Annotated in this window: 11 protein-coding genes; 3 read left to right on the plus strand and 8 right to left on the minus strand. The window is 72.3% G+C overall.

The annotated features are described in order from the left end of the window. Nucleotides 1-6: 6 nt before the first annotated feature. The 3 genes from AC5677_RS10075 to AC5677_RS10085 are packed head-to-tail and all read right to left on the minus strand — an operon-like array spanning nt 7 to nt 6,106. Entirely contained in the window at nt 7-1,896 is a 1,890-nt protein-coding gene (locus AC5677_RS10075; RefSeq protein ID WP_497194679.1) for a helicase-associated domain-containing protein, read from the minus strand. Continuing rightward, complete coding sequence (locus AC5677_RS10080) at nt 1,893-3,329, minus strand: SWIM zinc finger family protein (protein ID WP_497196566.1); 1,437 nt, start codon at nt 3,327-3,329, stop codon at nt 1,893-1,895. Before AC5677_RS10080 ends, AC5677_RS10075 begins: the two co-directional genes overlap by 4 nt. 5 nt (nt 3,330-3,334) lie before the next feature. Then, nucleotides 3,335-6,106, minus strand: coding sequence for an SCO1167/SCO6262 family helicase (locus tag AC5677_RS10085; protein WP_497196567.1), 2,772 nt, complete (start codon nt 6,104-6,106; stop codon nt 3,335-3,337). A 621-nt stretch (nt 6,107-6,727) separates the two neighbouring features. Between AC5677_RS10085 and AC5677_RS10090 the strand changes: the two genes are divergently transcribed. Both AC5677_RS10090 and AC5677_RS10095 read left to right on the plus strand, forming a co-directional pair. Continuing rightward, entirely contained in the window at nt 6,728-8,320 is a 1,593-nt protein-coding gene (locus AC5677_RS10090; protein ID WP_497194680.1) for a UvrD-helicase domain-containing protein, read from the plus strand. A 102-nt stretch (nt 8,321-8,422) separates the two neighbouring features. After that, complete coding sequence (locus AC5677_RS10095) at nt 8,423-8,737, plus strand: DUF6343 family protein (RefSeq protein ID WP_497194681.1); 315 nt, start codon at nt 8,423-8,425, stop codon at nt 8,735-8,737. Between the two features lie 309 nt (nt 8,738-9,046). On the opposite strand, the gene AC5677_RS10100 is transcribed toward AC5677_RS10095, so the two are convergent. The 4 genes from AC5677_RS10100 to AC5677_RS10115 form a co-directional block, all read right to left on the minus strand. After that, the gene (locus tag AC5677_RS10100) at nt 9,047-9,448 is read right to left on the minus strand and encodes a tetratricopeptide repeat protein (protein WP_497194682.1); all 402 of its coding nucleotides are present in this window, start codon (nt 9,446-9,448) and stop codon (nt 9,047-9,049) included. Between the two features lie 162 nt (nt 9,449-9,610). Beyond that, nucleotides 9,611-10,087 carry a cupin domain-containing protein gene (locus tag AC5677_RS10105; RefSeq protein ID WP_497194683.1) on the minus strand — a complete coding sequence of 159 codons (477 nt, stop codon included), beginning with the start codon at nt 10,085-10,087 and terminating at the stop codon, nt 9,611-9,613. 23 nt (nt 10,088-10,110) lie between these two features. Further along, entirely contained in the window at nt 10,111-10,701 is a 591-nt protein-coding gene (gene coaE, locus AC5677_RS10110) for a dephospho-CoA kinase (protein WP_497194684.1), read from the minus strand. Nucleotides 10,702-10,863: 162 nt separating this feature from the next. Continuing rightward, the gene (locus tag AC5677_RS10115) at nt 10,864-11,811 is read right to left on the minus strand and encodes a PAC2 family protein (RefSeq protein WP_497194685.1); all 948 of its coding nucleotides are present in this window, start codon (nt 11,809-11,811) and stop codon (nt 10,864-10,866) included. A 519-nt stretch (nt 11,812-12,330) separates the two neighbouring features. Here AC5677_RS10115 and AC5677_RS10120 point away from each other — a divergent pair. Beyond that, nucleotides 12,331-13,332: a right-handed parallel beta-helix repeat-containing protein gene (locus tag AC5677_RS10120; RefSeq protein ID WP_497194686.1), complete on the plus strand. Its 1,002-nt coding sequence runs from the start codon at nt 12,331-12,333 to the stop codon at nt 13,330-13,332. A 137-nt stretch (nt 13,333-13,469) separates the two neighbouring features. Here the strand turns inward: AC5677_RS10120 and rpsA are convergent, their stop codons facing one another. Beyond that, on the minus strand, nt 13,470-14,987 hold the full coding sequence (gene rpsA / locus AC5677_RS10125; protein ID WP_046928576.1) for a 30S ribosomal protein S1: 1,518 nt from the start codon (nt 14,985-14,987) through the stop codon (nt 13,470-13,472). Nucleotides 14,988-15,284 lie beyond the last annotated feature (297 nt).

The raw sequence follows: 15,284 nt of genomic DNA on the forward strand, positions 1-15,284 counted from the left end.
CACGGGTCAGGCGCCGCCGGCTTCTGCCAGGAGGCGTTGGGCGAGGGCCAGAGGGGCGCCGGGGGCGCGGGCCGGCGCGGGAGCCGTGGTCCGGTGCGTCGGCGGGCGTTCGACGGTCGTTGCGCCGGTGTCGGACTCCAGGGCCGGGGCGTAGCCCGCGGCGCGCAGCGCCTCCAGGGTGGCGGCCGGGGGACGGCCGCTGACCAGCACGGTCGGCGCGATGGCGCGCAGCCCCAGGTCGCGCAGGCCGCGGTGGGCGGCGAGTTCGGTCACGAGCGTTTCGTCGTCGGAGCGGATGCAGCAGGCGGCGGGCAGTACGCGCATCCGGCCGTGACTGCGGGCGGTGTCCCGGATGAGGTAGCCGAGCGGCTGCGGCAGTCCGCCGGTCGCCGAGGCGGCCTCGAGGTCGGCGAGGAGGGTCTCGGCGCTGCGGCCGGTGTCCAGGGCGCGGCGTACGGAGGCGGGGGTGAAGCGCCATGTGACGGCGTGGCCTTCGGATTCGCGGTCGGCGGCCGCGGCGAGCAGTCCGTCGAGGGCGGCGGTGGGGCGGCCGGTGACGACGGCGGTCAGATCGGCCTGGAAGTGGGCCCGTTCGAGGAGCGGCGGCAGCAGGTCCCGCAGCGGCTCGCCGAGGGACTGCGGATCGGCGAGGAGGGCCCGGCCCAGGGGCGTGAGCGTGCCCTGGGCACTCAGGCCGAGGAAGGCGGCTTCGTCGAGGGTGTGGGCGGCGCGTTCCTCGGCCTGCGGCTGTGCGGTGACGGCGAGGGGGCGGTGCCAGTCGGCGGCGGCAAGGAGGGCCGGCAACGCGGGGTGTTCGGCGGACACGGCCGGCCGCAGGGGCGCCCCGGCGTCGAGGGGGACGGTGGCCAGCGCGGCCAGGAGGGCGTGCCGCAGGGCGGGGGCGTGCCGGTCGTGGCCCCGTACGAGCGCGGTGGGGGTCTCGCCGAAGGGGGTGTGGGTGGGGACGGCCCACAGGGCGGACCAGGCGGCCAGTACAGGGGCGAGGCGCTCGCCCGGTGGGCGGGCGAGCCAGTCGTCGTAGGCGCCGGTGGGGAGCGCGGTGATGCCGGCCGGGGTGCGGGTCAGCGCGATCAGGCCGGCGGCGAGGGCGAGGTCGAGCAGGAGCCGGGTGTGCGGTTCGGTGGCGCCGGCTGCCTTGGCCAGCCGTTTGATCTCCCGGATCGTCAGGCCGCCGGACTTGCGCAGCGCGGCGGGCTGCGTCGCCAGGGAGGCGAGGAGGCGTTCCGAGGTGGCGGCGAGGGTCGCCGCGGCGGCCTTCGCCGCGTCGGGCAGGGCGGCTGCGGTGTGCGGGACGCCGGCGCCGGGACCGGAGTGTGGGGCCGGCTGCGGGGCGTGTGCGGCGAAGGGGCCGAGGTCGTGGGCGGCCAGGAGCTGCGGGGTGCGCGGCGGGACGACGATGCTGCCGTCCTCGGCCGGCGCGGCCAGACCGTCGTCGTACAGGGCGTGCAGGGCGGCTTCGGCGGCCGTGCGGGCGGGGCCTGGCCCTGCGGCCCCGAGCGCCGCGTACACCTCTTCGGGCGGGACGGGTTCGCTGGCCAGGTGGGCGAAGGACAGGCGGTGCGCCATCAGGGACTGGTAGTCGGCGCCCGGGGCGGGGGCGGCGGGGCCCGGGGCGGTGTGGGCGGCCCGTTCCTGGCTGATGCGGGCCGTGGCGGCGAGCACTTGCAGCCGGGGGTGGTCGAGGTGGATCACCAGCTGGTGGAGGACCTCGTACGACCACAATGCGCTTGCCAGGCCGCGCAGTTGTGTGGGGGCGGGGCGGCGGGCGAGCGGCTCGGCGTGGCGGGTCAGGAGTGCGGCGAGCTGCTCCGGGGTGCGCCGGGCGAGGGATCGGGTGAGTGTGTCGAGGCCTTCCACGGCGTCGAGGGTAGTCATCGCGCGAGCAGGGCGGTCAGGGCACCCACGGGGTCGGGGTCGGCGGGGCCGGTGGGCCACCAGTCCTCGGCGCCGGGCTCGGATTCGTACGGATACCAGCGGTTGTCGTGGCCGAACCGCAGCTGGATGCGGCGCCCGGGGTCGGTGAGGTGGTTGTGGCGCGGGCGCAGGGGCGGGAGGTCGGCGGCGAGCAGGGCGCTGCGGGCCCGGTCGAAGTCGCCGGCCGGGGGGTCCCAGGGGGTGTCGAGGAGGGCGAGTCCTTCGGGGCCGCCCTGGCGCCAGGCGGCGACGGAGCGGGCCACCTCGGTCGGCGTGCGGCCGGTGGCGGCCGCGAGGTCGCGGTAGAGGGCCCGGGTGGCGGAGGTCAGTCCGGCGGTGGGGTGGGCGGTGGCCGCCAGGCGGATGGCGTCCTCCCAGGGGGGCAGATCCGGGAACGGGCCGCGGACCGGCCGCCGTTCCTCGCCGGAACGGGCGGTTCCGGCGGCTTCGGCGGTTTCCGAGGCCCCGGCGGCTTCGGTGGCTCCGGCGGCGGACAGGAAGGCGTGGGCGCGGGCCGCGGCGTCGGCGGCCAGGAATTCCAGGGCGGCCGGGTCGAAGGAGAGCCCGTCGGCATCGGGGAGGGCCGGTGGCCGGCCGGGGTGGGAGGGCACCGGCAGGGGTGGCGGGAGCGGCGGGCGGCGGCGGTCGGCGAGGGCGTCCCGGGCGAGGACACTGTGTGGCGTGGTGGGCACCGCCACCGCGGGCTCCCCGGGGGCGGGCGCGGCGGGGACGGGGGCGGCGGCACGGCTCTCCTGGGCGCTGCGGCCGGCGTGACGGCGGGAGAGTTCATCGAGGAGTTCCCGTTCGCCGCGGCCGCGCATCAGCAGCAGGACGAAGGGGTCCGCGTCCAGCAGGCGGGCCACCTGGAAGCAGAGCGCGGCGGCGTGTTTGCAGGGCCGTCCGTGATCGGGGCACGAGCAGCGGGCATCGAGGTCGCCCGGCCCGGGGAGGAGGCGTACCTCCCCCTCGGCGAGTGCGCCGGGCAGCTTTTTGGCCAGTAGCGCGGCGAGCTGTGCGGGCTCCGCGGCGATCGCGTCGAGCAGACCGTCCCACTCCTGGTCGGTGAGGGTCCGCAGGCGGATTTCGGCGCTGTAGGGGCGGGGCCGGCTGCCGCGTACGGTGGCGACGATGCGGCCCGGCGTGACGTTGATGGTGTCGACATGGCCGTCGCGCGCATACGTCCTGCCGCGGGCGAGCCGGGCGCTGTCGAGGGCGGTGGTCTCCAGCGCGTCCAGCCAGGCGCTGCCCCACCAGGATTCGGCGAACAGCCCGCGGGCACCGGTGCGGGCCGGCAGCGGCGGGAACGTCCGCGAGCGGTCCGCGCGCGCCAGCCGGTCGGCCGCGGCGGCCCGCCCGGACGCCGCCGGCCGTCCCCGGTAACCGGAGGGACTCATCCGGTTCATGCGGACCTCCTCAGGGAGACGAGATCGGCCAGCTCGGCATCGGACAGCTCGGTCAGGGCGGTCTCGCCGCCGGAGAGCACCGCGTCGGCCAAAGCCCTTTTGGCGGTGAGGAGCTGGGCGATGTGGTCCTCGACGGTGCCTTCGGCGATCAGGCGGTGCACCTGGACCGGCTGGGTCTGGCCGATGCGGTAGGCGCGGTCGGTGGCCTGCTCCTCCACTGCCGGATTCCACCAGCGGTCGTAGTGGATGACATGTGCCGCACGGGTGAGGTTGAGGCCGGTGCCCGCCGCCTTGAGGGACAGCAGGAAGACCGGGGCGTGGCCCGCCTGGAACCGGTCGACCATCTTCTCCCGCTCCGTCACCGGGGTGCCGCCGTGCAGCAGTTGGTTCGGGATGCCGCGGTGGGCGAGGTGCCGTTCCAGCAGCCGTGCCATCCCCACGTACTGGGTGAAGACCAAGGTGGCGCCGCCCTCGGCCAGGATGGTGTCCAGGAGTTCGTCGAGCAGTTCCAGCTTTCCGGAGCGGGCGGCCAGGCCCGGCGCGGTCTCCTTGAGGTACTGCGCGGGGTGGTTGCAGATCTGCTTGAGGTCCGTGAGCAGCTTCATCACCAGGCCGCGCCGCGCCATGCCCTCGGCGGCCTCGATCCGGGCGAGGGCCTCGCGGACAACGGCCTGATACAGGGCGGCCTGTTCGCGGCCCAGCGCCACCGGATGGTCCGTCTCGGTCTTCGGGGGCAGCTCGGGGGCGACTCCGGGGTCGGACTTCCTACGGCGCAGGATGAACGGCCGCACCAGCCTCGCCAGCCGTTGTGCCGCCTGCGGGTCCTCCCCACCCTCGACCTCACGGGCGTGCAGCGCGCGGAACGTCTTGAGGGACCCCAGCAGTCCCGGCGTCGTCCAGTCGAGGAGGGCCCACAGCTCGGAGAGGTTGTTCTCCACCGGCGTGCCGGTGAGGGCGATCCGGGCCGGCGCCTTGATGCCGCGCAGCGCCTTGGCCGTCGACGAACGCGGGTTCTTCACGTGCTGCGCCTCATCGGCGACGACCCAGGCCCAGCGGTGGGCGGCCAGTTGGGCGGCGCTGCTGCGCATCGTCCCGTAGGTCGTCAGGACGAAGCCGCCGTCCAGGGCGTCCAGGCTGCGGCCGGCGCCGTGGAAGCGGCGTACGGGCGTGCCGGGGGCGAAGCGCTCGATCTCGCGCTGCCAGTTGCCCAGGAGGGAGGCCGGGCAGACGACGAGCACGGGCGCTCGGGGCTTTCGGTGCAGGTGGAGCGCGATGATGGTGATGGTCTTGCCCAGGCCCATGTCGTCGGCGAGGCAGCCGCCGAGGCCGATGGACGTCATGGTGTCGAGCCAGGCCATGCCCCGTAGCTGGTAGTCGCGCAGGGTCGCCCGCAGTCCGGGCGGCTGGGGCAGCGGCGGCGCCGGGGTGGTGAGGCGCCCGCGCAGCGCCGCGAGGGCCCCCAGTGGCACTACCTCGACCTCTTCTCCGTCCACCTCCGTGGTGCCGCCGAGCGTCGCGGCGAGGGCGTCGACCGGGTCCAGGTAGCCAAGTTCGCGTTTGCGGGCCTTGCGTACGACGGCCGGGTCGACCAGGACCCACTGGTCGCGCAGCCGGACGACGGGGCGGTGGGCCTCGGCGAGGGCGTCCATCTCGGCCTCGCTCAGCGGCTCGCCGTCCATCGCCACTTGCCAGCGGAACTGCAGCAGTTCGTCGGTGTCGAAGAAGCCGAAGCCGTCCGCGGCCGAACCGGGTGCCGGGCGCAGCACCGCGGCGGCGGTCAGCCCGCGGACCAGCTCCTTGGGCCAGTGGACGGCGACCCCGGCGGCGCCCAGCCGCGGCCCCGCCGGTCCCAGCAGGTCGTACAGTTCGTCCTCGCTGAGCGGGAGGACATCGGGAACGGGCCGCTCCAGGAGGCGCGTGAGCGGTTCCCAGATACGGGCCGCCCGCCGCAGCGCCAGGAGGGTGTCGACGCGGGAACGCGGCCCGAAGTGATCGGGGCCTTCGCCCTCCCACAGGTGACGGGCATCGGCGACGAGGGTCGGGTCGGTGAGGCTGTGCACCTGGAGGACGGCGGCCGCCGCGCTGCGCTCTTCGGCATCTGCCGCACTGTCCGCCCTGCCGTCGAAAACCTTGTGCGACGGCAGGTCGAGGCGCAGCGAGAGCCGTACGCCGGCATCGATGCCGGCCGCCGCCTCGGCGGCCCACTCGCGGGCGCCGGGCAGATGCTGCGGTGCGCGCGCCGCGAACGGGGCGGCGGCCACCAGCTCGGCGGCGGGGGTGCGGGGCAGGACGTCGGCGACCGCGTCCGCGAAGAGGCGGACCAGCGCCGCCGGATCGGGCAGCCGGAGCGGGCGGCTGCCGGGGACGGGGACGGCATGGGCCTCGCCGGGCATGGCCGCGGCGATGGCCCGGAGGTGCGCGATGTCGTCGGGGTCCAGGGGGCCGGCGCGCCAGGCATCGGTGTCCTCGTCGGTCAGCCCGGGGAGCAGCCTGCCGCGCGCGGCGAGATGCAGGGCGTGCAGCGTCGCCGCGCCCCAGCATGCGGCGGACGGATGGGCAGTCGGGTCGTGCCGGGCCCCGGCCAGCAGCGGCAGCGCCTCGGCCAGCGGAAGCAGCACCGCGGGCACCGTACGGCTGCGGGCGCCGTTGCCGTGCCGCCGGGCGACGGTCAGCTCCGAGAGCTCACCGTCCGGCTGCGGCGCACCCGGCGTGATCCGCCCCGCTCCCCCGTCCGGCAGCGGGCCGCCATCGGGCCGCCAGAAGGCCATCTTCCCGGCGCGTGGTGGTCGGCCGGGCAGGAAGGTCACGGCACAGCGGGCCAGGACGGCACCGCTGCCGGTGCCGTCGCCCGTCCCGGGCACGGCGGACGCCGGAGCGTCCGCCCACGGCGCCGCCCCGCTCACCGCCCCCGCTGCCCCCCACCGCCCTACCATGCCGTGCCGTCCTCTCGTTCCTGTCGCCCTGTCGCTTGATCGTTCCGCGCCCGGCGGCCGCGGGCGCCCGTCCGACCGCCCCTCCCTGCCCGGCTCACTCCCGCAGACCCACACCCTGCCGTTGCGCTGCCGGTGTGCTGCCCACGCTCGCCGCTCCGCGCGATGAACGGGTCGCCGACGGAGCTTGCACCGCTGCAGCTCTGCAGGAATTCGATGGAATCACACGGCACTGACAACGCAGTCCTCCCCGCGCCTCCGCCGCTTCGCTTCCCAGGTCAGAGACGTCGCACAAGGGCGTCGCGCAACGGCGACGTCGCAGAACGAAAGCGCCGCCGGGCCGCACCGGACCAAAGTTATCCACAGGCCTCGAAACGCATCTGCGCAGCGTCGCGAAAGCGGCTACAGTCCGTCACATCATCACGCTCAGTGATCACGCAATCTCATCAAGGAGCCGTCATGCACACCCCCACACCCGAGCAGTGCGCCGCGGCCGAGGCCTTCCGCACCGGCACACATCTCGTCATCCAGGCCGGTGCCGGCACGGGCAAGACGACCACCCTCGCGATGCTCGCGCATGACGCGCAGCGCCAGGGCCGCAGCGGCCGATATATCGCCTTCAACCGAGCCATCGCCCGCGACGCCGCCAGAGCATTCCCCGCCGGAGCGGCTTGCGGGACCGCCCACGCCCTCGCCTACAACGCAGTCGGCAGGAAATACCAGGCCCGGATGAACGCCCCCAGACAAGCGGGATGGAGGACGGGCTCGGCCCTCGGCATCGACGAAGGCCTCTCGGTGCGCCTCGGCGCGCGCAAGGTCAACAACAAGGCGCTCTCTTTCTCGGCCTTGCGCACGGTCACCCGGTTCTGCCAGTCGGCCGACGACGACATCGCGCGCCACCACGTCCCGCCCTTACGCGGCGTCGCCTCGGAAGCCCTGCACGGTCAACTCGCCGACCTCGTCCTGCCGTACGCCCGCAAGGCCTGGGCCGACCTCCAGCGCCAGGACCGCGGCGTGGTCCGCTTCGAACACGACCACTACCTCAAGATGTGGGCGCTGCAAGACCCCGTGATCCCGGCGGATTTCCTGCTCCTCGACGAGGCCCAGGACACCAACCCCGTGGTCGAGCAGGTCTTCTGTGCCCAGCGCGACCACGCTCAGCTGGTGCTGGTCGGCGACTCGGCGCAGGCGATCTACGGATGGCGAGGGGCACGCGACGTCATGACGGGATTCGACGGCGTACAACTCACCCTCACCCGCTCCTTCCGCTTCGGCCGGGCATTGGCGGCAGAGGCCAACCGCTGGCTGACGATCGTCGGCGCGCCCATCAGGCTCACGGGATCGCCCCAGCTGGAGACGGAGTTGACCAGGCTGCCCACCCCGGAGGCGATTCTGTGCCGATCGAATGTCGGGGCGATGGTGGAGGTCATACGGCAGCTGGAAGCGCACCGTAGCGTCGCGCTCGCCGGGGGCGGCGAGGCGCTGAGCGCACTGGCGCGGGCCGCACACGACCTCGAAGCGGGACGACGGACGATGCACCCCGAGCTGATGCTCTTTGAGTCCTGGCCGGAACTGCGCGAGTACGCGGAGTACGACCCGGCCGGACGGGATCTGCTGCCGCTGGTCGAACTCGTCGACGAGCACGGAACAGCGTCCCTCCTGCATGCCTTGCGCCGGCTCTCACCCGAGGACTCCGCCGAGGTCACGGTGTCCACGGCACATCGGGCCAAGGGGCGGGAGTGGGCGAGCGTGCGCATCGCGGACGATTTCACGGGCCCCGATGATCTGGACGAACACGGAGCGGACGGAAGGCCGGTCCCGGGGCCGATCGACATCGACGAGGCACGCCTGGCGTACGTAGCGGTGACACGCGCCAGAGCCCGGCTCGACATCGGCGGCCTGTCCTGGATCAACGGCCACCCGGCAGGCGATCCGAGCCCCGCCGGCGCCACCCCCACTACAACGAGTCCCGGCCCGGCACCATCCGACACCGCGCACCACCAACCACTCGCCGACCACAGAGACCACAAAACCCACGGTGAGGACCCGTGACCGGGGGCGAGGCTTCCTCTTCCGCCCCCACCTGAAGCCAATCCCTGAGTGAGTGACTGACGCGTCAATCGGGAGGATCCTGGAGGTGGGAGATGGGCACCGATGCGTACGGGAAATGAGCCGGTTCAGGCGCGCAGCCCGCTGAAGATCCGCTGCGGGCTGGCACTGTGGGGCATGCTGTGGGCCATCGCCGGAGCCGTGGCCTTCGCCGCGGCCGGACGGCCGGAGTGGGCAGCGGCCTGCGCCGCCCTGGCACTGCTGGCCGCCATGGACCTGGCCATCGTGATACGGCACATCCACCAGGGCCCGCACTATCAGCCGGGCAAGGACATACCGCCCTACGAACCCGACCACGGCCGGAACGACGTCTTCGGCCGCCGGAACGCCAACGGCCGAAGACGCAACCCCAGGCCGTAGAACTCAGCCCCGGGTGCAAGGGGGTGCTGGGTAGGGGTGCCGGGTGCTGGGTCCGGGTGCCGGAGGCAGGGCGGGAGCGCCGGACGCAGAGGCACGCCGGCGTGGTGCCGCCCGGAAACACGGCAGTGGAACCTGCCGGCAGTACGGCGCGGGCTACACCGGCAGCATGCCGTGGGAAGGGAGGCAGACAGACAACCGAGGACGGCGCAGGGGAGGCGTGGCGGGGGTGGGGTGGGGTGGGGGGCGGGGGGGAGCCCCCCCGCCCGTCACGACGCGGCGCCGCCCTCAGCGCCCGCCCCCCGCTCCCCCTTAGCCACCCCCAGGGTTGCCACCCCCAGGGTTGCCACCCCCCGGTGCAAAACGCGCCGCTTCGAGGAAATCCGGGCGGGGATCCAGGGCCGCCGCCAGACGGAAGTGGCGCAGGGCCTCGTCGGTGCGGTTGGCGCGTTCCAACGTACGGGCCAGGGCGAAATGAGCGAAGGCGTTGGCCGGCTCGCGTTCCAGGACGATCTGGAACTCCAGCTCCGCCGACCGCAGTTGAGCGGCCAGGAAGAAGGAACGGGCGCGCAGCAGGCGCGCCGCGGTGTTCTCCGGGTGGGCGGTGATGACCGGGTCCAGCAATCGGATCGCCCCGCGCGGGTCGCGGGCTGCCAGCAGTTGCTCCGCGGCGCGGAAGTCGATGACGTTCGTCTCGGGACTGCGCTCGGGCACGGCCATCTCCTCTCGTAGCCGTACGGGCGGCCCTTCTCAGCCACCCGTACGCCATGTCGTGCGGCACAACAACCACGTCAGCCGCCGCATTCCCGGTCGGTCGGGCAGCGCACCGGGCACGGTCCGCCCGGCGCCCCGCGCGCCCCGGCCCGCCCCGGCCCGTCAAAGGCTGATGTGGTACGCCTTGCGCAACGTCTCGTGCACGGTCCACTGCGTGCGGTCGCCCTCGCGCAGAACGCAGGCGTCGCCCGGTCCCACCTCGAGCACCGAGCCGCCCTCGACGGCGATGGTGGCGCGCCCGCTGACGACCACGAAGAGTTCGTTGGCCTCGGTGTCGGTCACCACGCCCGGCGTGATCTGCCAGATTCCCCGGATCTGCTTGCCGTCCGGAGACTCCCACAGCACCTTGCCCGTCACCACCGGCTCGCCCGAGACGATCTGTTCGGGATCCAGCGGTTCCGGCTCCAGATCGGCGTCCGCGATGCCGGGGATGTTCACGACAAAGGATGCGGGAGCGGCCGCGGCGCCGTCTGAGGCGGCGGAAACGGAAGAGGACGCGGAGGGAGAGGAGGTGGTCGCGGCCAGGGCAGCGGTCGGCTCGGCGTCGGGAGTCTCGGGGGCGAGATGGGTAGCACTCATGGCGGTGAGGCTATCTCCCGGCCTCAGGCGTCCCGCAGCCGCTCCCATACCGCGCGGACCTGGGGTTCCAGTGCCTCGAGGGGGCCGTCGTTGTCGATGACGAGATCCGCGACCGCCAGCCGCTGTTCGCGGGTCGCCTGGGCGGCCATCCGGGACTTCGCCTCGTCCTCCGTCATTCCGCGCAGCCGCACGAGCCGGTCCAGCTGGGTTTGCGGTGCGGCGTCGATGACGACGACCAGGTCGTAGAGCGGCGCCAGGCCGTTCTCCGTCAGCAGCGGCACATCGTGGACGACGACGGCGTCCGGCCCGGCCGACGCCTCCAGCTCGGTCGATCGTGCACCCACCAGCGGGTGCACGATCGCGTTGAGCGCCTTCAGCCTCTCGGGGTCGGCGAAGACGATCCCGCCGAGTTTCGGCCGGTCCAGGGTGCCGTCCGGGGCGAGTACGCCCTCCCCGAACTCCTCAACCACCGCCGTGAGCCCGGATGTACCCGGCTCGACGACCTCGCGTGCGATCTTGTCCGCGTCCACGATCACCGCGCCGTACGACGCCAGCAACCGCGAGACCTCACTCTTGCCCGCGCCGATTCCGCCCGTCAGCCCCACCTTGACCATGCGGTCACGCTATACGGTCGAGAACCGGGACGGAGGGCGGCCCCAAGCCATGCTCCGGCGGCGGCTCCCCGGCAGTCCCGCTCCCCGGCGGTCGACGTACCGACAGGCTCCACTCCCCGGCGATCCGGCCGCCCCGCGCACAGGGCAGGCCGATGGCCGCGCTCAGGCTCCGCCGCCCTCGCTCTCCCGCTCCGCCAGGAAGCGCTCGAACTCCCTGCCGATCTCGTCCGCGGAGGGGAGTTCCACCGGCTCGGCGACCAAGTTCCCCCGGCTCTCCGCTCCGGCCACCGCGTCGTACTGATGCTCCAGCCCGCTGACCAGCGAGACCAGCTCCTCGTCGCCCTGTGAGATCTGACGCTCGATCTCCTCCTGCGTCCGCAGCGCCTCCATGCGCAGCGCGTGTGCGGCGCCGGGCAGCACCAGGCCCGTTGCCGCCGTCACGGCTTCCAGGGCCGTGAGTGCTGCGTCCGGGTAGGCGGAGCGGGCGATGTAGTGCGGTACGTGCGCCGCCACACCCAGTACGTCGTGTCCGGCCTCGGCCAGCCGGAATTCGATCAGCGACTCCGCGCTGCCGGGCACCTGCGCCTCGTCGAAGAAGCTGGTGTGCCCCGGCATCAGGTCGGTGCGGTTGCCGTGCGGGGTGATGCCTACGGGGCGGGTGTGCGGGACGCCCATCGGGATGCCGTGGAAGTTGACCGACAGCCGGACCCCGAGTCGTTCGACGATCTGGCGCACCGCGGCCGCGAAGCGTTCCCACTCCACATCGGGCTCGGGGCCGGAGAGCAGCAGAAAGGGTGCTCCGGTCCCGTCCTCGACGAGCCGCAGCTCGATGGCGGGGGCTTCGAAGGCGGTCCAGTGGTCCCGCTCGAAGGTGAGCAGCGGCCGCCGGGCGCGGTAGTCGATCAGCCGGTCGTGGTCGAACCGGGCGACCACGCGGTGCGGCAGACCCTCCAGCAGCCGTTCGACGATCTGGTCGCCGGCCTCACCGGCGTCGATGTAGCCGTCGAAGTGGTACAGCAGCACCAGTCCGGCGGAGTCCGTGGCGGCGATCGCCTCGACCGCCGCGAGCCCGCTCGGCTCCCATTCGTACAACCCCTGGGCATCCAACACAGTGAGCGCTCCTCCTCATGTCCGTGTGCAACAACGTCCGGACGCGGGCTCGCATTCCCGGCCCGGCGCCCGATGCCACGCACGGCGCAAAAGCGCCCCGTACCGCGCAGCGCCGCCGCCCGGCACCCACGCCCCGTTTCGCCGCCCACGTCGACCACCCACACTGGCCGCGCACCCCAGCGGCACGGTTGAGATCGCGCCATTGCTGCGGCCGCCATCCCGGACCCGGCCCGCATCGGCCGCCGACGTCGAGCCGTGAACTCCCCAAGACCCGCCGCCCTTGGAAAACCGCCCCCTTCACGGCATTCAGCCCTGCACTCCGCATACGCCACTTACACCGCTCACGCCGTACACATCCATGAACCTGCAAGACAGACGCAGAACCCAACGAACCTCCCCCACCGCGGAGTTGCCCCCAACCCACCTGCCCCTTGACGCTCCACGCCCCACCCCCTACTTTCACCCCCACCCTCGCGATTCACACTGCAGTCCAGCGTTCAGATATGGAAAGGCAGTTGAATGCGCACCAGGTCCCGCCTCACCCTCCCGGGCGCCGCCCTGCTGGCCGTCGGCACCGTCCTCACCGTCACTGCCACCGCCCTCGGCGCCCCGGCAACGGCTCCGGCCGCCCGCCCCTCCCCCATCCGCGTGATCGAGGTGTCGACCGCGGCCCAGCTCAAGGACGCGCTCGCCGCCGCCGAGCCCGGTGACATCCTTCGGCTCGCCGACGGCACCTACCGCGGCAATTTCACGACCTCCGCCACGGGCAGTTCCGCCGCCCGGATCACCCTCACCGGGTCACCGAAGGCGGTGCTCACGGCGAGCGGCGGCTATGGGCTCCATCTGGACGGCGCCTCGTACTGGACCATCAGGGGGATCACCGTCACCGGCGGCCAGAAGGGCATCATGATGGACGCCGCGAACGGTGTGGTCATCGACTCCGTCACCGTGCATGACCTGGAGATGGAGGGTGTGCACTTCCGCAGGTCCAGCAAGGACGGCGTCATCAAGAACTCCACGATCCGCGACACCGGCAAGAACGGCCGCGGGATGGGCGAGGGGATCTACGTCGGCAGCGCGGGCGGTACGGACGACAGGAGCGACAACGTCCAGATGATCGGCAACACCATCGGCCCCGGTGTCGGAGGCGAGAACATCGACATCAAGGAGGGCACCACCGGGGCGAGGATCAGCGGCAATACGTTCGACGGCAGTGGTCTGACCGGTGCCCACTTCGATGACTCGTGGGTCGACATCAAGGGCAACGACGTCGTCGTCGAGAACAACACGGGCAAGCACACCACCAACAACGGCTACGAGACACACAGCCAGCGGTCGGGCTGGGGCTGCGGCACGGTCTTCCGCGGGAACAGGTCCGATCTGAGCGGTGCCACCGGGTCCGGCCGTTACGGCTTCAACATCACCCATTACGACGCAGCCGGCTGCCCGGTGACCATCGCGGGCGACAACATCGTCACCGGCGGCCGCGGTACCGCCAACCCGGGAATCCCCGTGGGCTGACCCCCGAAGCCCCGAAGCGACGAGGCCCGGAACACGACGGAGCCCCGGACGCGGCGAAGGCCCGCTCCCCCGGAGGGGAACGGGCCTTCGCCTATCGGCTAGTGCCTAGCGGCGAGCCGCCGCCTGTCGGCAAGAGCTCAGCTCTGGCCGCCGGCCAGCTTCTCGCGGAGCGCGGCGAGCGCCTCGTCCGACGCCAGGGCGCCGGAGTTGTCCGCCGACTCCGAGGAGTACGAGCCGCCGGAGACCTGGCCGCCACCGGCCTGGCCACCGCCGGCCGCCGCCGGAGCCGCAGCGCCCTCGGCCGCCGCCTGCTCGTCGGCCTCGCGGGACTTGATGACCTGGGCCTGGTGCTGCTCGAAGCGCTGCTGCGCCTCGGCGTACTGGTTCTCCCACGCCTCGCGCTGGGCCTCGTAGCCCTCGAGCCAGTCGTTGGTCTCGGGGTCGAAGCCCTCGGGGTAGATGTAGTTGCCCTGGTCGTCGTAGGACGCGGCCATGCCGTACAGGGTCGGGTCGAACTCGACGGCCGACGGGTCGGCGCCGAAGGACTCGTTGGCCTGCTTCAGCGACAGCGAGATCCGGCGACGCTCGAGGTCGATGTCGATGACCTTGACGAAGATCTCGTCGTTGACCTGGACAACCTGCTCCGGGATCTCGACGTGGCGCTCGGCCAGCTCGGAGATGTGGACCAGGCCCTCGATGCCCTCGTCGACGCGCACGAACGCACCGAAGGGAACGAGCTTGGTGACCTTACCCGGGACGACCTGACCGATCTGGTGGGTCCGGGCGAACTGCTGCCACGGGTCTTCCTGGGTCGCCTTGAGCGACAGGGACACGCGCTCGCGGTCCATGTCGACGTCCAGGACCTCGACCGTGACCTCCTGGCCGACCTCGACGACCTCGGAGGGGTGGTCGATGTGCTTCCAGGACAGCTCGGAGACGTGGACGAGACCGTCGACGCCGCCCAGGTCCACGAAGGCACCGAAGTTGACGATGGAGGAGACGACGCCGGAGCGCACCTGACCCTTCTGGAGGGTGGTGAGGAAGGTCTGGCGGACCTCGCTCTGGGTCTGCTCCAGCCAGGCACGGCGGGACAGGACCACGTTGTTGCGGTTCTTGTCCAGCTCGATGATCTTGGCCTCGAGCTCCTTGCCCACGTAGGGCTGGAGGTCGCGGACGCGGCGCATCTCGACCAGGGAGGCCGGGAGGAAGCCACGGAGGCCGATGTCGAGGATGAGACCACCCTTGACGACCTCGATGACGGTACCGGTGACGATCCCGTCCTCTTCCTTGATCTTCTCGATCGTGCCCCAGGCACGCTCGTACTGAGCGCGCTTCTTGGACAGGATGAGGCGGCCTTCCTTGTCCTCCTTCTGGAGAACCAGGGCCTCGATCTCGTCACCGACGGCAACGACCTCGTTGGGGTCGACGTCGTGCTTGATCGAGAGCTCGCGGCTCGGGATGACGCCTTCGGTCTTGTAACCGATGTCGAGCAGGACCTCGTCCCGGTCGACCTTCACGATGACGCCGTCGACGATGTCGCCGTCGTTGAAGTACTTGATCGTCTCGTCGATCGCGGCGAGGAAGGCTTCCTCGTTACCGATGTCGTTGACCGCAACCTGCGGGGTGGTGGCGGTGGTCTCGGTGCTGCTCGTCATGTGGGAAAGGGCTCCGGTACGGACATTGAGTCGTAGGTACTGCTACGCCGAGAGCCGGTATCGCCTCTGCATAAGCCGGACAGCGTCAAGGCGGACTTCCAGGGAGCTCGGCTCTGGGCCGGAGCACCCGAAACGCCTCAAAAACCGAGGGGTGCATACAGATGCGAGCGCGGCCTGCTCCGTCTGAGGCGCGCAAGCCCGCAGCGCAACTTGTAGCATACGGGCGCAGCCGGACACGGTCAATGCGCGAACGCGCACACCGGGGGCAGAAACCCCATAACCGGCACACGCGGTGTT

The sequence above is a fragment of the Streptomyces sp. JLSY215 genome, assembly GCF_059682825.1.